General features: G+C 70.8%; 18 protein-coding genes. 7 read left to right on the top strand and 11 right to left on the bottom strand.

The window, feature by feature from the left end; translation table 11 throughout:
• The 3 genes from SM611_RS03040 to SM611_RS03030 are packed head-to-tail and all read left to right on the top strand — an operon-like array spanning position 1 to position 2,538.
• Positions 1–741 carry an ABC transporter permease gene (locus tag SM611_RS03040; RefSeq protein ID WP_371947221.1) on the top strand — a complete coding sequence of 247 codons (741 nt, stop codon included), beginning with the start codon at positions 1–3 and terminating at the stop codon, positions 739–741.
• Between the two features lie 14 nt (positions 742–755).
• On the top strand, positions 756–1,919 hold the full coding sequence (locus SM611_RS03035; protein ID WP_371947220.1) for a sensor histidine kinase: 1,164 nt from the start codon (positions 756–758) through the stop codon (positions 1,917–1,919).
• Entirely contained in the window at positions 1,912–2,538 is a 627-nt protein-coding gene (locus SM611_RS03030) for a response regulator (protein WP_371947219.1), read from the top strand. Before SM611_RS03035 ends, SM611_RS03030 begins: the two co-directional genes overlap by 8 nt.
• 91 nt (positions 2,539–2,629) lie before the next feature.
• Here the strand turns inward: SM611_RS03030 and SM611_RS03025 are convergent, their stop codons facing one another.
• Both SM611_RS03025 and SM611_RS03020 read right to left on the bottom strand, forming a co-directional pair.
• The gene (locus SM611_RS03025) at positions 2,630–2,884 is read right to left on the bottom strand and encodes a DUF397 domain-containing protein (RefSeq protein WP_371947218.1); all 255 of its coding nucleotides are present in this window, start codon (positions 2,882–2,884) and stop codon (positions 2,630–2,632) included.
• Between the two features lie 147 nt (positions 2,885–3,031).
• Positions 3,032–3,721, bottom strand: coding sequence for a hypothetical protein (locus tag SM611_RS03020; protein ID WP_371947217.1), 690 nt, complete (start codon positions 3,719–3,721; stop codon positions 3,032–3,034).
• A gap of 399 nt (positions 3,722–4,120) precedes the next feature.
• On the opposite strand from SM611_RS03020, the gene SM611_RS03015 reads away from it, so the two are divergent.
• Both SM611_RS03015 and SM611_RS03010 read left to right on the top strand, forming a co-directional pair.
• Positions 4,121–4,966 (top strand): helix-turn-helix domain-containing protein, encoded by an 846-nt coding sequence (locus tag SM611_RS03015; protein WP_371947216.1) that lies wholly within the window; start codon positions 4,121–4,123, stop codon positions 4,964–4,966.
• A gap of 44 nt (positions 4,967–5,010) precedes the next feature.
• A complete protein-coding gene (locus SM611_RS03010) occupies positions 5,011–5,349 on the top strand; it encodes a HEAT repeat domain-containing protein (RefSeq protein ID WP_371947215.1) in 339 nt (112 codons plus the stop codon).
• 125 nt (positions 5,350–5,474) lie between these two features.
• On the opposite strand, the gene SM611_RS03005 is transcribed toward SM611_RS03010, so the two are convergent.
• Positions 5,475–7,577 carry a peptidoglycan recognition protein family protein gene (locus SM611_RS03005; protein WP_371947214.1) on the bottom strand — a complete coding sequence of 701 codons (2,103 nt, stop codon included), beginning with the start codon at positions 7,575–7,577 and terminating at the stop codon, positions 5,475–5,477.
• A 197-nt stretch (positions 7,578–7,774) separates the two neighbouring features.
• Positions 7,775–9,016, bottom strand: a complete 1,242-nt coding sequence (locus SM611_RS03000; RefSeq protein WP_371947213.1) for an oxygenase MpaB family protein — start codon at positions 9,014–9,016, stop codon at positions 7,775–7,777.
• Between the two features lie 172 nt (positions 9,017–9,188).
• Here SM611_RS03000 and SM611_RS02995 point away from each other — a divergent pair, with 172 nt between their 5' ends.
• Positions 9,189–9,869: a TetR/AcrR family transcriptional regulator gene (locus SM611_RS02995; RefSeq protein ID WP_371947212.1), complete on the top strand. Its 681-nt coding sequence runs from the start codon at positions 9,189–9,191 to the stop codon at positions 9,867–9,869.
• A 53-nt stretch (positions 9,870–9,922) separates the two neighbouring features.
• On the opposite strand, the gene SM611_RS02990 is transcribed toward SM611_RS02995, so the two are convergent.
• The gene (locus tag SM611_RS02990) at positions 9,923–11,503 is read right to left on the bottom strand and encodes a GMC oxidoreductase (RefSeq protein WP_371947211.1); all 1,581 of its coding nucleotides are present in this window, start codon (positions 11,501–11,503) and stop codon (positions 9,923–9,925) included.
• Between the two features lie 346 nt (positions 11,504–11,849).
• Between SM611_RS02990 and SM611_RS02985 the strand changes: the two genes are divergently transcribed.
• On the top strand, positions 11,850–12,869 hold the full coding sequence (locus SM611_RS02985; RefSeq protein WP_371947210.1) for an NBR1-Ig-like domain-containing protein: 1,020 nt from the start codon (positions 11,850–11,852) through the stop codon (positions 12,867–12,869).
• A gap of 56 nt (positions 12,870–12,925) precedes the next feature.
• Here SM611_RS02985 and SM611_RS02980 read toward each other — a convergent pair whose 3' ends face one another.
• The 6 genes from SM611_RS02980 to SM611_RS02955 all read right to left on the bottom strand — a co-directional run bounded on the left by SM611_RS02980 (position 12,926) and on the right by SM611_RS02955 (position 18,628).
• Positions 12,926–13,870, bottom strand: coding sequence for a SpoIID/LytB domain-containing protein (locus tag SM611_RS02980; RefSeq protein ID WP_371947209.1), 945 nt, complete (start codon positions 13,868–13,870; stop codon positions 12,926–12,928).
• A gap of 34 nt (positions 13,871–13,904) precedes the next feature.
• Positions 13,905–14,792: a peptidase inhibitor family I36 protein gene (locus tag SM611_RS02975; RefSeq protein WP_371947208.1), complete on the bottom strand. Its 888-nt coding sequence runs from the start codon at positions 14,790–14,792 to the stop codon at positions 13,905–13,907.
• Between the two features lie 43 nt (positions 14,793–14,835).
• Positions 14,836–15,690, bottom strand: a complete 855-nt coding sequence (locus tag SM611_RS02970; RefSeq protein ID WP_371947207.1) for a peptidoglycan-binding domain-containing protein — start codon at positions 15,688–15,690, stop codon at positions 14,836–14,838.
• Between the two features lie 412 nt (positions 15,691–16,102).
• On the bottom strand, positions 16,103–16,753 hold the full coding sequence (locus SM611_RS02965) for a 3-oxoacid CoA-transferase subunit B (protein ID WP_371947206.1): 651 nt from the start codon (positions 16,751–16,753) through the stop codon (positions 16,103–16,105).
• Position 16,754: 1 nt separating this feature from the next.
• Positions 16,755–17,450: a 3-oxoacid CoA-transferase subunit A gene (locus SM611_RS02960; RefSeq protein ID WP_371947205.1), complete on the bottom strand. Its 696-nt coding sequence runs from the start codon at positions 17,448–17,450 to the stop codon at positions 16,755–16,757.
• Positions 17,447–18,628, bottom strand: a complete 1,182-nt coding sequence (locus SM611_RS02955; protein WP_371947204.1) for a thiolase family protein — start codon at positions 18,626–18,628, stop codon at positions 17,447–17,449. Before SM611_RS02955 ends, SM611_RS02960 begins: the two co-directional genes overlap by 4 nt.
• Between the last annotated feature and the right edge of the window lie 70 nt (positions 18,629–18,698).

Below are 18,698 nucleotides of genomic sequence, written 5' to 3'. Positions count from 1 at the left end.
GTGTCCGCCTCCACCGCCGTCCTCAGAGCGGAGTTCCGGCTCTTCTCCCGCGAGCCGTTCACCCTGTTCTGGATCGTCGCGTTCCCCACGATCCTGCTGACGATCCTCGGCCTGATCCCGTCGTTCCGGGAACCGGACCCGTCCCTCGGCGGGAGCCGGGTCATCGACCTGTACGTCCCGGTCAACGTGCTGCTCGCACTGATCATGGCGGGGATCCAGGCGCTGCCGCCCGTCCTGTCCGGCTACCGCGAGCGCGGCATCCTGCGCCGCATGTCGACCACGCCGGTGCGGCCCGGCTCGCTGCTGGCCGCGCAGATCGTCCTGCACTCCGCCGCCGCGCTGGGCTCGGCGCTGCTCGTCATCGCCGTCGGCCGGCTCGCCTTCGGCGTCGCGCTGCCCGGCCAGGCGCCCGGCTACCTGCTGGCGCTGCTGCTCGGCGCCCTCAGCGCGCTCGCGCTGGGCGCGGCGGTCACGGCGGTCACGCCCACGACGAAGGCCACCGCCGTGGTCGGCTCGGTCGTCTTCTTCCCGGCGATGTTCCTCGCCGGGGTCTGGGTGCCCGTCCAGGCCATGCCCGACCTGCTGCGGCGCGTCGTGGAGTACTTCCCGTTCGGCGCCGCGTCGCAGGCCCTGCACCAGGCCGCCGAGGGCGCCTGGCCCGACTGGACGCACCTCGGCGTCACCGCGGTGTGGGCCGCCGTCCTGATCGCCGCCGCCGTGCGGTGGTTCCGCTGGGAGTAGGGGAGACTGGCGCCGTGGCGACGATCCAGGAGCAGTGGGAGCGGTTCTACCGCTGGGGGCCGTTCGGCCTGCTCCCGCTCGCCACCCTCCTCGCGCTGCTCATCCGGGAGCAGGTCATGTCGGTGGCGGAGGAGCAGGCGGCCGCGGCCCTCCTGGTCACCGCCGCGGCACTCCAGATCCTGCACGCCGGACGGAAGATCCCCGGGCCCGTCTACTTCTGGACGCGGACCGTCCTCGCCTTCGTCCTGACCTGGCTCAACCCGTTCTTCGCCGTCTACGCGGTCCTCGGATACTTCGACGGCCCGCACTACCTGACCCGCCACTGGGCCAGGGCCGGAGCGTTCATCACGGCGGTCACCATGGCGGGCTCCCAGTCGGGCGGGCTGCCGCCCGCGAGCCTCGCCCAGGCGGCCGGGTTCGCCGGGCTCCTCGCCCTGAACACCGGGCTCATCTTCATCTTCGGCGCGCTCGCCGACCGGGAGGCCGAGCGGACCCTCGTCCAGGCGCGGACCATCGCCGAACTCGAAACGGCCAACGCCCGGCTGGAGCAGGCCCTCGCCGAGAACGCCGGGCTCCAGGCCCAGCTCCTCGTCCAGGCCCGGGAGGCGGGCGTCGGCGACGAGCGCCGCCGCCTCGCCGCCGAGATCCACGACACCATCGCCCAGGGCCTCGCGGGCATCATCACCCAGCTGCAGGCCGCCGAGGACAGCGAGCACGTCCGCCGCGCGACCGAGCTCGCCCGCACGAGCCTGCGCGAGGCCCGCCGGTCCGTGCGCGACCTCGCGCCCGCCGACCTGGAGCACGGCACCCTCTCCGAGGCCCTCAAGAAGATCACCGAGGGCCGGGCCCGGCTCACCGTCACCGGGCCGGTGGAGCCCCTGCACGACGAGCTGGAGGCCGCGCTCCTGCGGATCGCCCAGGAGGCCCTCGCCAACGCCGCCCGCCACGCGCACGCCGCCCGCGTCGGCGTCACCCTCTCCTACATGGACGACGAGGTGACCCTCGACGTCCGCGATGACGGCCGCGGCTTCACCCCCGCCGCCCGTGCCTCCGGCGGCTTCGGGCTGACCGCCATGCGCGAGCGCGCCGAACGCGTCGCCGGCACCCTGGAGATCGAGTCCGAGCCCGGCCGGGGGACGGCCGTCTCCGCCCGCGTACCGTTGATCCGCCATGGCTGACATCACGCTGCTGATCGTCGACGACCACCCCGTCGTCCGCGACGGCCTGCGCGGCATGTTCGCCGCGACCGCCGGGTTCGAGGTCCTGGCCGAGGCCGCCGACGGACGCGAGGCCGTGGCGCTCGCCGAGGAGCTGCGCCCCGACGTCGTCCTCATGGACCTGCGGATGCCCGGCGGAGGCGGCGTCGAGGCCATCACCGAACTCGTCCGGCGCGGGCTGCCCTGCAAGGTGCTCGTCCTCACCACCTACGACACCGACACCGACACGATCCCGGCGATCGAGGCGGGCGCCACCGGCTACCTGCTGAAGGACGCGCCGCGCGAGGAGCTGTTCGACGCCGTCCGCGCCGCGGCCGAGGGCCGGACCGTCCTGTCCCCGGCCATCGCGTCGCGCCTGGTCTCGCGCGTGCGCGACCCGCGCGGCGGCTCGCTGAGCGCCCGCGAGCTGGAGGTGCTGCGGCTGGTGGCCCGCGGCACCGGCAACCGGGAGATCGCCGCCGAGCTCTTCATCAGCGAGGCCACGGTCAAGACCCACCTCACCCACATCTACGCGAAGCTGGACGTCAACGACCGCGCCGCGGCCGTGGCCACCGCCTACGAAAGGCACCTGCTGCCCTAGCGCCCGTCCCGGCGTGAAAGCTTTCACGGGCGGCATGACGTCTGGCCGGGGTTCGGGCCTCTGCAATTCTCAAAGAAAAGGGTGTTCAGCTCTATTTCAGGTCGAGCTGGCCCGCTTTGATGCGCCCGAGGAGGCCGGCCATGACCTTCCGGTCGAGGACGATTACGGGACTCGCCTCGTCGAGGACACTGTCACGGACGCCGGTCATTCCGGCGCCCAAGGGGCTCACCTCAAGGCAGCCGCTGGTCGCCCCGCAGAACCGGCTCTTGCGCCACCTGCCCCGCTCCGAGTCCGGGCCTGTCGGGCGGGTGTACGTCTTCGGTGGTTCGGCGTCTGCGGCTGCCATGTACATGGGAATCCTCTGCGGGGACCTGATATGAAGTGGACGAATACGATCGCGCTCCCTGTAGAGAGCGCGATCGTACCCTTTACTCAGGATGTCGGACCCATGCAAGAGGTTTCTGGCAGGATGAGCGAAGTAATATTAAAATCGTTACGTACTCTCCGTAAGCACACGGAGGGAGTCGAGTGCAACCGATTCGCAGTCATCGGGGATGCGAATCCACCCGTAACGGGTCACGCCGCAGACGTTGACCTCGACCACGCGCTCGTACGACTGCGGGCATAAGCCGGAGTACCCGTGGATGACGATCGCCTCGTATATCTGCTGGGAGACGACCAGTGCGAGAGGTGCGCTCGTCTCGCGTAGAGCCGAGCGGACCGCGTCGGCGTTGAGGAGGCGGAAGGCCGCGTCGATCTCCCCGCCGAACGGCCCATGGTCGTCTCGGAACAGATCGCCCGCGTGGACGACCGCGCGCATGCGCAGCCGGTAGGCGGGACGGTCGGCGGGCGGCAGCGCGGCGTTGTAGTCGACCAGCAGGCGGGTGAGGACGGGGATGAGCGGGTCCAGTAAGCGGGATCTCGGCACGTCGTCGGTCGGCTGGACGAGAACGAGGACGCCGTCGCCGCGGTCCTCGATGGGTTCGCAGCAGCGGTCCTCGATGCCCGCCGCCCGCATCGCCTGATGCAGCAGCAGATAGAGCTGGTTCCGCAGTTCGACCTTGATCAGGTCGGTGCGGGTCGACGAGTTCTCCAAGTCGAGCGCGAGGATGCTCCGGTGAAGGGGGCCGCAGAGGGGCAAGGTTTCGTCCTCCCATCCCCAGTCGGCGGACGAGTCGTCCACGATGCAGAGGTCGCCACCGCTGAGGTGGCCTGTCCCGACACCGCACCATCGCGATCACGGGTACTCGACTCAATGCTTCGCCGCGAGCGGTTGAACCCGAGGCGACCTACTCCCCTTGGCCTCAAATATGCCCGCCCCCGAGGGTCCGTGCACCATGCACGGCTTGATGCACCCGGCCGTTCATGCAAATCTATCCATGTGGTGACACACCGTTTTGAAATTCTCACTCAGTTTGGACGTGTCCTAAGGTAATATCTGCGGTGCAACATGCACCGAGGGTTTCATGTCGGGATAGCCGACCGTTATCCGACAGTTCAAGATCCGTGACGCCAGGTGGTCGTCGCCATTCCTGGCCGCCCTTGGGAAGAGTGGGCCGTGCCGACATCTCAAGCTCCGTCCGTGCGCCGCCGACGCCTGGGCGTCGCGCTGCGCCGCATGCGCGAGGACAGCGATCTCAGCACCGAGACGGTCGGACGGCGGCTGCGCTGGTCGGCCAGTAAGGTCTCCCGTATCGAAACGGCGCGGATCGGTGTGCGGGAGTCCGACATCAAGCGCATGCTCAAGCTCTACCGGGCCGATGACCACGCGCTGACCGAGATGCTCGCCCTGGCGCGCGAGGCGGCGAGCCCTGGCTGGTGGGCCCGTTTTGCGGGCTTGCCGCAGGACCAGGCCGCCTACTGCGCGCTGGAGGACGAGGCCGACGTCGCGTTCGCCTATGACCCGCAATGGGTTCCGGGGCTACTGCAGACGGAGGGTTACGCGCGTTGCCTGATCCTGGGCTGGGCCGAGATCGTCCCCGCACCGGAGGCGATCATTGAACGCGATCTTCAAGTACGTCTGAAGCGCCAGGAACTCCTTCGGGAGCCGCGTTCGCTGCGGTTGTCAGTGATCTTGGACGAGGCCGTCCTGCTGCACCGCATCGGCGATGCCAAGATCATGCGCGGGCAGCTGGAGCGGCTGGTGGAACTTGCGGCTCTGCCCAATATGGAATTGCGGATACTGCCGCTTGACGCCGACCACAGCGCCGCTCTTCAAGCGTTCACTCTCCTGGAGTTCGCGCCGTCCTTCGAGGTCACCTTTCCCGCCGTCGTGCACAGCGAGAGCCATCCGCTGAGCCTCGTCCAGGACGAGACGGTCGCGCACGAGCACCGCCGCGTCTTCGACTGGCTGACCCGGCGGAGCCTCACTCCCGCGGACTCGGTCACCCTGATCGAGCGGACCGCCGCCCGCGCCTGGCGCGCCTGACCACCGCTTCCGGACATGTCGGCGAAGGGTCGTAGGGTCGGGGCATGTCGCGGCGGCGTTTCGATCAAGCCATGCAGTCCATGCGGGGAACGGACCCGCGGGCCCGGGAGGGCGCGTTCGACTTCCTGCGCGAGCACGCCGACGCCTACGTCGACGAGCTGATCGGGGAGTTCGGGGCGGAGCGGGATCCGGGGCTGCGCTGCTGGCTTCTGGAACTGCTGGCCGAGGCCCGGTCTCCGAAGGCCCTCGACGTTTTTCGCGGCCAGTTGGAGAGCATGGACGAGTCGTTGCAGTTCTGGGCCGTCCGCGGCCTGGAGATGCTCGACACCCGCGAGGCCGACCGGCTTCTGGAGCAGGCGCGCGACGACGGATGGATCGCCTGACCGCCCTCAGCCGGGACGAAGCCGCCGCGGGCACCCCGGTGGAGACGGGCGTAGCCCGCCTGGAGGTGTTCCAGACGGGCTACGACGTTGCGCGGGCGAGGCCGACGGCGGCTTGCCGGGGTGGGTCAGCGTAGGTAGACGAGGCCGTCGATGCCCACCAGCGGGCGTCCGGAGGTGCCCGCGACGACGATCTTGATGGTGTGCTTGCCGCTGGTGCTCCAGGTGCGCGTCCACAGGAGCTGCCGGTAGGCCGTGGTCGAGGAGCGGGTGTCCAGCGTCCCGACCTTGGCGCCGTCCACGTAGACGTACACGGCGCCGAGGTTGGACGCGCGCTTGAAGATCAGGCCCGCGGTGCGGCCGGTGAACGTCCAGCTCGCGCTCGCGCCCTTGGACGTGGTGTAGAGGCCGCGACCGCCCAGGTAGTACTTGGTCGTGGTGAGCTTCCAGGTGCCGGTGCGGCGGGCGGAGCCCTCGCTGATGCCGCCGGCGTACCGGCTGATCGCGCTGGTCCCGGTGTTGCCCGCGGCGTCCGTGGCGGTCTGCGACCACGACTGCGTCGCCAGCGGCTTGGCGCTCGTCGACCAGCTCGTCGTGGTCGTGTAGAAGGCCTTCGCGGTCGGCGAGGTGGCCTTCAGCGAGCTGAGCAGCGTGTTGTCGGCCGCCTTCCAGGTCAGCGCGACGGGGATCCCCGTGGTGTTGACCGTCGCCCTGCGCAGGGACAGCGCCTGGGACGAGATGACCGGGGGAGTCGTGTCCGCGATGACCGTGAAGACGGGGGACGCGGAGGCGGTGCCGTCGGCGAAATCGGCGTGCAGCTGGACGGTGTGCGTGCCGGGCGCGAGCGTCAGCGTCGCCGACGTCGCCCCGGCGGCGGGCGTCGCGGCCGTCGCGCCGTCCACGGCGACGGTGTAGGTGGCGCCCTCGGCCGGCGTCCAGTTCACGGTGGCCGTGCTCTTGGTGTAGTAGGCGCCGCCGGCGGCCTTCGCGCCCGTCACGGTGGCGGCCAGGGCCGGGACCGTGATCTGCTTCGCGGCCGTCCGGACGGCGGGCAGCGCGCTGTAGAGCTGCGCGCCGGGGCACGCGGTCGCGAACCCGTCGCGGTGGCCGGAGATCGTGTTGAAGGAGACCTGCTGCCCGAAGGGGTACTTCCCGCCGGACCCGTCGGGCGCCGCGGAGGTCAGGGTCGTCTTGGCGGTGGGGTCGACGCCGGTCAGCCCGAGTTTCCACGCGGCGGTCTTCGCGACGCCGTCGAGGGCGGCCTTGCTGGGCGCCACGCCCGGGACGTCGGGGTCGTCCGCGGCCGTGTAGGTGCCGAGGACGGCGATCCCGGTGGTGTCGGTGTTGAACCCGTAGGTGTGCGCGCCGTGCACCGGACGCTCGACGCCCCCGGCCCGCCCCTCGAAGATCGTGCCGCACTTGTCGACCAGGAAGTTGTAGCCGATGTCGTCCCAGCCCTGGCTCTGCACGTGGTACAGGAACACGGACCGGATCACCGACGCCGACTCGGCGCAGGTGTAGCCGTTGCCGGTGTCGGTGTGGTGGACGAACGCCGCCTTGACGGAGGCGTCGTACGTCGGGGGGTTCCGGACGATCGACTCGTCACCGCCCCACCCTGAGCGGGCCACGATGGCCGGCTTCGGCGCCGTGACGGGCGCGCCGAGGGGGGTGCCGAGCGGGGTGGTCGCCGCGACCAGTTTCATCCCGGTGTCCGCGTCCGGCCCGGCGGCCCGGGGCGTGGGCGACGCCGCCGGCTTGCCCGGGTCGACCAGGTCGACGCGCAGGCCGTCCGGGAGGGTGCGGCCCTGCCCGGTGACGCGCACCTCGACGCCGTTGGACGGGCCGACCCACAGCCCGTTGGTGCCGCCGCGTCCGCCCCGTTCGGGGGCGTCGGCGAGGTCGGGCTCCAGGGTGCGCCACGCCGACCAGCGGCCCGTCGCGATGTCCCGCGTGCGCAGCCGCACGGTGCCGCGAAGTTCTTCCCGGGGCCGGTCCCAGGTGACGCCGGCGAGGCTGAAAGGCTCCGTCGTCGCGGCGGGCAGTCCCTTGGCCTTCCCGCCGGAGGCGGCGCCCGCCAGATCCTGGAGTGCGCGGGCGTGGACCCGCCCGGTGCCCGGTCCGTTGGCGGACGCGGTCGTCGCCGTCCCCTTGGAGGAGGTGATCGTCCAGCTCACCGTTCCGGCCACCGCCACGGCGGCGACGGACGCCCCGATCACTGTGCGCTTGAGCATGCTTCCCCGTTCACGTCGCGGCCCGTGGGCCGACCCCATGATCATGCAGCGCCGCGACCGCGGCAAGTGTCACACATGTCCCATTAGTTCGCATCGAACGCACCGTTCGAGACGCGCCGCGGGCTCGGAATCCATGGATTCCGAGCCCGGAGATCATCGTCTTCTGGTGGGGAGCCTGCCCGATCAGGCGGTCCTGATCAGTAGTTCGGGTTGTTGGTGGTGGGGATCTGGATGCTGATGGGGTAGTCGGCCCCGGACAGGACGAACAGGACAGCCTGCCGGATGATCTCGTCGAAGATCCAGTAGACCGTCCGCAGCTCCGGCGGAGCGTCCGTCAGCTCGAGGAGGCCCTCGCGGACGGCGACGAACGGCGGCCAGAGGTTCTTGAAGATCGGGTCCCACACGGGCTCGCGCGGGATCTTCAGCCAGCCGGCGATCTCGTCGCCGAGCACGTAGCGGCTGAGGGCGCCGAGGATGTGGGGGGTGAGGAGGCCGAGGTCGATGAAGGACGCGAGGTTGAGCAGCGTGTCGGCGAGCTTGATGCCCTCGGGGGTGGCCGCCAGGATCGGGTCGAGGACCTGCGCGGCCTGGGAGTTGGCCTCGGCCCACGAGTTCGGGATGTACTCGTCCCTGATGCCGAGCATGTGCGCGGTCACCTGCCACGAGTGCAGGAACGCCTCGGACTCGTCGGCGGGGATCGGAACCTTCCACTTGGTCAGCTGCTTCATGACCGTCGTGGGCAGGCTGTGCCAGGTGACCATCATGTCGGCCTGGCTGATCGGGATCTCCTCGTCGGCGGCCTTCTGCCAGTACGGGGACTTGGGCAGCAGGTGCCGGACGCCCGAGTGGGCCAGCCGCGTCTTGACGCAGGTCACGATCATCTCACCGTCGGGCTCGAAGGCCCGCTCGGTGCCGATGTCGTAGCCGAGCTTGGCGGTCTTGGTGATGCGGTCGCGCATGTCCGCGCCGCCCTTGGAGTAGTAGACCGCGCGGGCCTCCTTGGGGATGGCCGTGCTCATCATCCCGCTGGCGAAGCCGTAGGTGACGCCGAGGTAGAGCCCGCGCTTCTCGTTGAACTCGAACGCCTTGGCCAGCTTGGCCCGGTCCACCCACGACGGCAGCTGCCGGGCGTTCTCGATGAAGGCGCGCAGGTCCGCGGGGAGCCCGCTCGGCAGTGCCTGGCCGTTCTTGGTCCAGGTCTTCAGCAGCTTGTTGACCGCGGGCGCCTCGCCCCGGTCGATGATGCCGGCGACCAGGGCGTCGCACTCGGGGTCCCACACCCAGCGCGGGTCGGCGCCCTCGCCGGCACCCGCCACCGAGCCCTTGGGCGACCACGTCCACAGTGCGGACGCCTGCGCGGGCGTCGCGACGCTGAGCGCGCCGAGCGCGCCGAGCGTTCCGCCTGCCACCAACACGTTGCGCCTGCTGGGTTTCTCCATGCCTTCGCTCCTCCTCGGGGCCGAGAGCACCGTGATGATACGCTGAAACGCAACTCGTTCCCGTGTATCATCAACAACAGCGTCAATAAGAGCACAACGTGTCGGCCATCACAAGACCCGCCGTGACGGTCGCCGGTGATTGGGGCAGAATCGATCGCCTCAGGAGGAGCTCGTGGATTCTGTGCAGTCGTTTCTGGCGCCGGGGGGCGCGGAATCGTTGCTCGACCAGGCGTACAGCGACGCGGTGGAACGGGTCGACGACCGGGACGCGACCAGGACGCGCGTGCTCGACGCCGCCCATGCGGAGTTCTCCCGGATCGGCATCCAGCGGTCCACCATGGAGGACGTGGCCCGGCGGGCCGGGGTCTCGCGGATCACCGTCTACCGGCGGTTCGCCACGAAGGACGCGCTGGTCGAGCAGGTGGTGCGCCGCGAGTTCCGGCGCTACTTCGACCGGTTCCTCGTCGACATCAAGCGGGCCGAGAGCCCCGCGGACCGGGTGGTGCTGGGCTTCGTGACCTCGCTGCGCGCCATCCGGGGCAACCCGCTGATCGGCGGGCTGATCGTCACCGAGCCCGACATGGTCGTGCCCTCCATGGTGAGCGACGGCGGCCGGACCCTGGCCATCGTCCGGCAGTTCGTCGCGGGCCAGCTGCGCCGGGAGCAGCGCGCGGGCAACGTCTCGGCCGACCTGGACGCCGACCTCGTCGCCGAGATGATGGTGCGGATCTCCGCCTCGTTCCTCGCGATCCCCAGCCACCTCGTCGACCTCGACAGCGACGACCAGGTGGCCGACCTGGCCCGGCGCTTCCTCGTCCCCATGCTGGACCCGTCCGGCGGGAGCCCGGCCTGACCCGCTGACCCGCTCACCTGCGGAACCCGTGCTCGGGTGAGACCGGCCGTGCGTCAGAAGACCGATCCCACGTCGTGGGCGATCAGTTCGTCGGTCGCGCGTTCGGCGATCGCGGCGATCGTCATCGACGGGTTGCAGGCCGCGGTGGTGCCGGGCATCAGGGCGCCGTCCAGGACGTACAGGCCGCGATGCCCCCGGACGCGGCCGGCGAGGTCGCACACCGTCCCCATCGAGGCGCCGCCCAGGGGATGCCAGGTGGACGGGTACGCGCCGGTCGTGTCGAGCAGCAGCGAGGCCGGGCCCGCGATCTTGGTGACCCGTTCGTGGATCCGCTCGTACAGGGCGGCGTCGGCGTCGCGCGGCCACCGGAGGACGGCGTCGTCCTTGGCGGAGTCGTAGACGAACCGGCCCCGCCCCGAGCTCACCCCGTAGCCGACGATCATGGTCGACCGGATGTCGGGCAGCGGCGGCAGCGAGGCCTGGATGATCGTGTTGGCCGTCGCCGGGTCGTCCCACTCCTTGCTGCCGTAGACGACCGGCCCGCCCTGCGGGGCGCCGAAGTCGTCCGCGAAGTTCGTCCAGAAGTAGATGCGGTCGCCGTTCGAGCCCCAGTTGGTCCCGAGCCCGTCGGGCATGTCGGGAATCTGCCCCTTCGCCGCCGCGCGCATCAGCAGCTTGGTGGTGTTGGCGGTGCCGGCGGCCATGACCAGGGCCTTCGTCGTGATGATCTTCTTTTCCAGCACCGTGCCGTCGGTCCCGATGCGGTCGACGAGGACCTCCCAGCGGCCGTCCTTGGCCAGGGCCACGTCGGTGACGTTGTGCAGCGTCGCCACCGTCACCCGTCCGGTGGCCTGCGCTGCGGCGATGTAGGTGGCGTCGACCGAGTGCTTGCCGCCGTTGTTCACCCCCAGCGCGCAGTCGCCGTTGGTGTAGGACGGCTTCATCTCGCCCTTGAGCTCGCGCTCGGCGAACGTCCAGTCGATCGGCATCGGGATCTTCGACACCGAGTAGCCGGCGCGTTCGACGTTGCGGGCGAAGATGCGCGACGGCTTGTACGTCGCGCTGTTGACGATCGCGTCCGGTGCGGTCTCGATGCCCAGCATGCTCGCGACGCGGCGGTAGTGGTCGCGGTCCATGCGCGCGTAGTCGAGTTCTTCGGGGAACGTCGCGTTGAACACCTCCTCGGTCGGCTGGAGCGTCATGCCCTGGTAGACCAGCGAGCCACCGCCGACCCCGGCGGCGACGATCATGTCCATGCCGTCGCCGGGCACCTGTTCGAGCAGCCCGGTGTACGGGGGGAAGGGGCTGGCCGGGATGCCGAAGACCGTCGGGGTCGAGCCCAGCCAGAACATCCGGTTGTCGGGGGACGTGGCGTGCGGGAACGTCTCGGCGTTCGGCCCGGTGCGCCACCAGGTGCCGCGCTCAAGGACCAGGCACGGCACCCCGGCCTGCGCGAACCTGAGGGCCGTCACGCCTCCGCCGAAGCCGGAGCCGATGATGACGACGCGGTGCTCCTCGCGCGTCACGGGTGTCCGCTTCGCCGCCGCGGCGACGGGGCGGGGCGTCCCGACGGCGGCCAGGCCGGCGGTGGCGGCGGCGCCGGCGAGCAGGGAACGGCGGCTCACGTCGGGCATCGGTACTCCATTCGGGCGGGGGGCGACGTACGGGGAGCAAGTGATTACTGACCAGTTGACCGCTGGGAGCGTAACCGGGCCGATCCGGCGCGGCGTGGCCGGGATGGGCGAGCAGGGAGGATCGCCGACCGCGGGCTCGCGCTCGACCGTCCGTCCGAACTGCGAGCGCACGGGCTCGAATTCGGCCGGCGGATCTCCGTGGCCGCGATCTGACGTGTTCGTCAAATGCCCTGGTCATGGGAACTGTGAACTGGGCGGGAATGCGAGCGGCGGCGGTTGATCACGGCCCGACGCCGGTTTCGTTGCATGCTTGAGCGGGGGGTACGGCCGCTGTTAGCTTCACCCGGTGGACGACAGGCGTGCACAGGCGGATGCGATCGAGGGTTTCGCGGCGGACCTGCGGGAACTGCGCGAATCGGTCGGCAATCCTTCTTTTCGTGAGATGTCCGGCCGGTCGGGGGCGATCTCGCACACGACCTTGCACGAGGCCACGAAGGGCAACCGGCTCCCGAGCTGGGGGACCACGGCCGAGTTCGTCAAGGCGTGCGGCGCCGACCCGGCCGGCTACCGCGAACGCTGGGAGAGGGCGAACCAGGCGGTCAGATCGGCGGGCGCCACCGAACCCGCGCCCGCCGAGGGCCGCGCGTCCGGCGGGCTCGCCGCCCCCGTGACGGGCGCCGCGGAACGTTCCGCCGTGCACATCGCCATCGAGCCGCCGACGGCCGAGCCGCCCGGCGAGGCCGTGCCGGCGCCGCCACCGTTCGGCGAAGCGGGCGACGGCGTCCCGCCGGCGTCCGGCCGGGGCCGATTCCGCCTGGGCCGTCCGGTGGCCTTAGCGCTGGCGACGGCGGCCGTCGGCGTCGGGACGGTGGTCGTCATCGTGGTCGCCGTCAACCGCGATTCCGGGGCCGCGGGGGGCGGCGCGAAACCGTCCGGCGGCGTCTCCAAGGCCGCGCTGTCCCCGGCCGACTGCCCGGTGCACGCGACCAACCCCGCTCCGGCGCCGCCGGCGCACAAGGGCGACGTGGCCGCGTTCATCGCCGACATCACACTGCCCGACTGCACCCGCGTCGGCGCCGGCAAGACCGTGACGAAGGTGTGGCGGCTCAAGAACGCCGGGAAAGTGCCGTGGGAGGGGTACTCGCTGCGCCGCCTCGACGTCCCGCAGCAGGCCGACCAGTGCCAGACCATCTCCGACGTGCCGATCAAGGACACGCGGCCCGGCCGGATGGTCGACATCCGGACCGTCATCACCACGCCCAGGAAGCCGGGCCTCTGCTACGTCCGGTTCAAGATGGTGGACGCCGCCGGAAAGGTCGCCTTCCCCGGGAGCAGGCCGGTCAACTTCCAGATCATCGTCGAATGACGCCGGTTCCCCGCCGTGGCGGGCACGACGGGGAACCGGGGTCGTGATCAGCGGGTTCAGGAGAGCGTGATCCCGCTGTAGTAGGCCTTCAGGATCCTGGAGTGGCTCCAGCCCGCGTTGGCCTTGTCACGCGAGCCGTACTGCGACATCCAGTCCCCGGTGACCCATCCGCCGCACGCCGTGGTCGTGGAGCAGTAGTGGGCCTGCAGGATGCTCCCGCCCCGGGTCATCCGGGTGCCCCACGTCGCGTCCACGGCGGAACTCGTCGACGCCTTGGCCGAGCCCGGCTTGTACACCTGGCTCGACGTGGTGTCGTAGACGTCGAAGCACCGGCCGTCCGACGTCTTGCGCGTCGAGTGCAGCGCCCAGTACCAGCCGTAGCTCTTCACGGCCATCGCCCCGGCCTTGAGCGACTCGCTCGGCCAGCTCGTGATCCACTCGTTGGGCAGGACGTTCTTGACGTACGTCTTGAACGCCACCCGGTCGACCCGGTCGAGCGACACCCGGTACACCAGGATCGTCGTGGGCAGTTTGCTGTTCGTGCCGTCGGTCTTGCAGCCGGCCGGCGGCGTGGAGCTCAGGAACTTGTGCGAGGCGTTCTGGTTCTTCAGGGTGGCGTTCAGGTTGCCTTTGGCGCCGGCCTTGAAGTCCTGGTACGTGCCGCCGTAGTTGCTGTTGAAATAGACCCGGACCGTCTTGCCGCTGCGGTTCCAGACCGACGCGGCCTCGTTCTTGACGCACTTGCCCTTGCCGGCGCCCGCGCCCTTGAAGTCGTAGCACGAGGGCTGGGCGGTGCCGTAGTCGGCGACCGAACCGGTGAAGTCCGAGAGCGACCCCTCGTTGCCGCTGTTGTAGTAGTAGCAGAACTCGCCGCTCTCGCAGACGCCGTTCCGGCTCGCCGCCGCGGCGGGCGATGCCGGGACGAGGACCGTCCCGCCGAGCGCCGCCGCGGCGGCTGCCGCGGTGAGCCGCGGGATCAGCCGCGCTGTTCGTGTCGACACAGTGTTCTTCCTCTTCTGCCGTGGCCCAGCGCCGCTATCCGATGTTGTAGCCCCGGGCGTGCCAGAACGAGGTCGGGTTCGGGTTGTCGAGGGTCGGGTCGTTGACGCTCTTGGCGGCGTGCGTCTGCCGTCCGAGGCGCATCTCGACGTGGGTGTGCGCGGCGGAGCTGGACGACACCCCGCGCCACGCCTCGTCCGCGATGATCTGGCCACGGCTGATCGACTGGCCGACCGCCAGCGACGACCGCGGCGCCGAGTGCAGGTAGATGACGGTCTTGTTCAGCGAGGAGTTGTAGATGGAGATCGTGGAGAGCCCGCCGCTGCCGTTGGCCCCGCGCGCGATGTAGATGACCTTGCCGCTCACGAGGGCGTGGACGTCGGAGCCGATGCCGCGGGCGATGTCGATGCCCTCGTGGCGTCCGGGAGTGGAGGTGTATCCGTCGAAGCCGCAGGTGATCCGGCCGCCGCTCGCCTTGTACAGCCCGGTCGTCATCTTCGTCCGCGACGACGGCGAGAACTGGTGCGAGGCGTTCTGGTTCTTCAGGGTGGCGTTCAGGTTGCCCTTGGCGCCGGCCTTGAAGTCCTGGTAGGCGCCGCCGTAGTTGCTGTTGTAGTAGACCCGGACCGTCTTGGTGCTGCGGTTCCAGACCGACGCGGCCTCGTTCTTGACGCACTTGCCCTTGCCGGCGCCCGCGCCCTTGAAGTCGTAGCAGGACGGCTGCGTGGTGCCGTAGTCGGCGACCGAACCGGTGAAGTCGGAGACCGACCCCTCGTTGCCGCTGTTGTAGTAGTAGCAGAACTCGCCGCTCTCGCAGACGCCGTTGCGGCTCGCCGCCGAGGCGGGCGCGAGGAGGGCGGTCGCCGCGCCGCCGAGCGCGATCGCGGCGGTCGACACGGTGAGGATCTTGCCGAGCGTACTCATCGTTTCTTGCCTTTCTGTTCGGGAGCTGGTCTTTCGGAACGGGTCAGCGGCGCTGGTACTCCTCCCAGGTACGGATGGCCACCTCCGGGCCGTCGTCCGGCCCCTTGCCGGCGAGCCCGTTCAGGCCGAGGTAGTAGTCGCCGGTCTGGTGCTGCGCCTGGCTGGAGAGGTCGGTGTCGCTGATGGCGGCGGCGTGGATGTGCCACGGCCAGTCGCCCTGCGCGGGACTGCGCACCCATGCCGCGAACCCGACGCGCCGCAGCGCGCGGGCGGCGGCGGTCCGGGCGGCGGAGCCCATCCCGTCGACGGAGATGTCGACGACGCCCCCGCCGTCATGGGTGCCCGCGGACGTGGGGTCGCCGCCCGGGTTGTACGACCCCTGCTCGAGGACGAGTTTCCGGCCGAGCAGCCGCTCCGCCTCGGCCAGCATGTCCCGCGTCCGCGTGTTGACGAGGACGCCGCCGGTGGTCACCCGGTCGCCCGGCCCGATGGCGCGGGCGACCGTGAAGCGGCCGGCCCCGAGCTTGGCGAGCGACGTCCTGCCCGGCAGCCCGTTGGCGCCGAGACCGGTGTAGCCGAGCGACTTCTGGTACTTGGCGTAGGCGGCGACCGTCGTGGTGCCGAAGTAGCCGTCCACCCACCGCGCGTCGAGCAGCTTCCGGTCCCGCAGCGCCCGCTCGACGAGCAGCACGCTCGCCTTGGCGCCGGGCGTCAGCGTGTCGTCGGGCCGCCGCGGGTCGATCTGGGCCGCCTTGACGGTGGCCTCCATGTTCACGCTCGGAAGGGCCTTCTGGTCGTCGGCGCCGGCCGCCAGCGCCGCCGACGTCCCGGACGCTCCGGTCAGGGAGGCGAGCAGGGCGGCCGCCGTGAAGGCGGCGACGTGTGAGGGCAGCTTCATGCATTCTCCTGAGTGCGGGAGCTTGGGAGCCGGGCCGTGAAGCCCGCGGCGAAGACCACCGTCACGGATTCCCGCGCGTGTTCACAAGAAGATCGCTGTTGTCAGCTTGTACGCCGCGCACGTCCGAACAGCCGTACGCGCGATCTGACACCCGCACCCGCCCTGCCGGACGCGGGAGAAGACGAAGTCAGACGTGTCACGCACCCCGGTGATGAGCGCCCAGCCGAAGGGAGCACGCGACCGTGAGGCTCCGTGGGGCTGAACGTCCTGCCGAGGGTGTCGACCCCGCGCCTCGGGCGGGGGGCTTGGTGATCGCACCGCAGGACGAACTGCGCCGGATCGACCGCGCAGCGGAAGGCGGCCGGGCCGGCCGCGCTGGAGCGGTCCGGCGAGTCGCCGGTGTTCGTGTCGGTTACCGGGAGCGGGGGGCCGAGGCGTCCTTGAAGGGGATGGGGAGGCGGTCGCGCAGCTCGTCGAGCGTGATGCCGAAGGTTTCGCGGACTGCCGCTCCGTCCGGGCCCACGTCGATGACGGCTACGTCGGTGTAGACGCGGCTGACGCAGGCGACGCCGGTCAGCGGGTAGGTGCATGCGGGCACCAGCTTCGACTCGCCCTTCTTGTCGAAGAGCGTCATCATCACGAAGACCTGCTTGGCGCCGATGGCGAGGTCCATCGCGCCGCCGACGGCGGGGATGGCGTCGGGGGCGCCGGTGCTCCAGTTGGCGAGGTCGCCGGTGGCCGAGACCTGGAACGCGCCCAGGACGCACACGTCGAGGTGGCCGCCGCGCATCATGGCGAACGAGTCCGCGTGGTGGAAGTAGGACGTCCCGGGAAGTTCGGTCACCGGCACCTTGCCGGCGTTGGTGAGGTCGGGGTCGATCTGCTCGCCGACGGCGGCGGGGCCCATGTTGAGCATGCCGTTCTCGGTGTGCAGGACGACGCCCGAGCCGTCCGGCAGGTGGTCGGCGACCTTGGTGGGCCGGCCGATGCCGAGGTTGACGTAGGAGCCGGCCGGGATGTCGCGGGCCACGATCGCGGCGAGCTCGTCGGTGCTCAGAGACATGTCAGCGCGCTCCCTGGACGGTGTAGTGCCGGTCCTCGACGCGCACCACGCGGTCGACGTAGATGCCGGGTGTGACGACCGCTTCGGGGTCGAGGCCACCGGCCGGGACGATCCCGCCGACCTGCACGATCGTGGTCGTCGCGGCCGTCGCCATGACGGGGCCGAAGTTGCGGGCCGTCTTGCGGTACACGAGATTGCCCATCGTGTCGGCGCGGTGGGCGCTGATCAGCGCCACGTCGCCCTTGATGGGGTACTCCAGGATGTGCACGCGCCCGTCGATGGTCCGGGTCTCCTTGCCCTCCGCGAGGGGGGTGCCGACGGCGGTCGGGCAGTAGAAGGCGCCGATGCCGGCGCCGGCGGCGCGCATCCGCTCGGCGAGGTTGCCCTGCGGGACGATCTCCAGCTCGATCTTCCCGTCCCGGTACAGCCCGTCGAAGACGTAGGAGTCGCTCTGGCGGGGGAAGGAGCAGATCACCTTCCGCACGCGCCCGGCCTTGAGCAGCGCGGCCAGCCCGACGTCCCCGTTGCCGGCGTTGTTGGACACGATGGTGAGGTCCGTCGCGCCCTGCCGGATCAGCCCGTCGATGAGGTCGAACGGCATCCCGGCGAAGCCGAAGCCGCCGACCAGGACGGTGCTGCCGTCCTCGATGCCGCGGACCGCCTCGTCGACTCCTTCGAGGATCTCCGCGCGGCTCACGCGCCCGCCTCCGTGTTCTCCAGGACGACGGCCAGGCCCTGCCCCACCCCGATGCAGATGGCGGCGACGCCCCAGCGTTCCCGGCGCTCGCGGAGCACCTTCGCGACCGTGCCGAGGACGCGGGCGCCGCTGGCCCCGAGCGGGTGCCCGATCGCGATCGCGCCGCCCCGGGTGTTGACGATCTCCGGGTCGATGCCCCAGGCGTCCACGCAGACCAGCGACTGGACGGCGAAGGCCTCGTTCAGCTCCACCGCGCCGACCCGGTCCCAGCCGATCCCGGCCCGCGCGAGGGCGCGGTTCGCCGCCTCGACGGGGGCGTAGCCGAAGTCCTGCGGGTCGAGCGCGAACGCGCCGCGCCCCGCGATGCGCGCGACGGGGTCGAGGCCGATCCGGTCGGCGGCGCCCTCCGAGCCGAGCAGCAGCGCGGACGCGCCGTCGCTCAGCGGCGAGGCGTTGCCGGCGGTGATGGTGCCGTCCGGGCGGAAGCTCGGCTTGAGCGCCGACAGCTTCTCCAGGGACGTGTCGGCGCGGACGCCCTCGTCGCGCTTCAGGTCGCCGGCCGGGACGACCAGGTCGTCGTAGAAGCCGTCGTCCCAGGCGGCCGCCGCCAGCCGGTGGGAGCGCAGGGCGAACGCGTCCTGCCGCTCCCGGCCGATGCCGTACCTCTCCTGGAGGATCTCGTTGGCCTCGCCGAGCGAGACCGTCCACTCCCGCGGCATGCGCGGGTTCACCAGCCGCCAGCCGAGCGTGGTCGACACGGCGGTGACGTTCCCGGCCGGGAACCCCTTGGCGGGCTTCGGCAGCACCCACGGCGCCCGGGTCATCGACTCGACCCCGCCGGCCAGGACGATGTCGGCGTCGCCCGTCTCGATCGTCCGGGAGCCGATCATGGCCGCGTCGAGGCTGGAGCCGCACAGCCGGTTGACGGTCGAGCCCGGCACGCTCGTCGGCAGCCCGGCGAGCAGCGCGGCCATCCTGCCGACGTTGCGGTTGTCCTCGCCCGCGCCGTTCGCGTTGCCCCAGACGACCTCGCCGACCGCGGCCGGGTCGAGCCGCGGCGCCCGGCCCAGCAGCCCGGTGATCACGCCGGCCGCGAGGTCGTCCGGCCGGACGCCCGACAGTGCGCCGTTGAAGCGGCCGAACGGCGTCCGGACGGCGGAGTACAGGTAGGAGGTCATGGCATCGAGGCTAGGCGGCCCGCCTTGATACAGTGAAGTATCAATATCCGCCTTTATTAAGACGCTCCTG

It is taken from the genome of Actinomadura monticuli (assembly GCF_041463655.1).
In the GTDB taxonomy this organism is placed as follows: domain Bacteria; phylum Actinomycetota; class Actinomycetes; order Streptosporangiales; family Streptosporangiaceae; genus Spirillospora; species Spirillospora monticuli.
This window is presented reverse-complemented; position numbering and strand designations above follow the sequence as displayed.

Coding starts and splice junctions, on each gene's coding strand:
- SM611_RS03030 (WP_371947219.1), top strand. CDS start 1,912: ATGGCTGACATCACGCTGCTGATCGTCGACGACCACCCCGTCGTCCGC.
- SM611_RS03025 (WP_371947218.1), bottom strand. CDS start 2,884: ATGGCAGCCGCAGACGCCGAACCACCGAAGACGTACACCCGCCCGACA.
- SM611_RS03010 (WP_371947215.1), top strand. CDS start 5,011: ATGTCGCGGCGGCGTTTCGATCAAGCCATGCAGTCCATGCGGGGAACG.
- SM611_RS03005 (WP_371947214.1), bottom strand. CDS start 7,577: ATGCTCAAGCGCACAGTGATCGGGGCGTCCGTCGCCGCCGTGGCGGTG.
- SM611_RS03000 (WP_371947213.1), bottom strand. CDS start 9,016: ATGGAGAAACCCAGCAGGCGCAACGTGTTGGTGGCAGGCGGAACGCTC.
- SM611_RS02990 (WP_371947211.1), bottom strand. CDS start 11,503: ATGCCCGACGTGAGCCGCCGTTCCCTGCTCGCCGGCGCCGCCGCCACC.
- SM611_RS02975 (WP_371947208.1), bottom strand. CDS start 14,792: ATGAGTACGCTCGGCAAGATCCTCACCGTGTCGACCGCCGCGATCGCG.
- SM611_RS02970 (WP_371947207.1), bottom strand. CDS start 15,690: ATGAAGCTGCCCTCACACGTCGCCGCCTTCACGGCGGCCGCCCTGCTC.
- SM611_RS02965 (WP_371947206.1), bottom strand. CDS start 16,753: ATGTCTCTGAGCACCGACGAGCTCGCCGCGATCGTGGCCCGCGACATC.
- SM611_RS02955 (WP_371947204.1), bottom strand. CDS start 18,628: ATGACCTCCTACCTGTACTCCGCCGTCCGGACGCCGTTCGGCCGCTTC.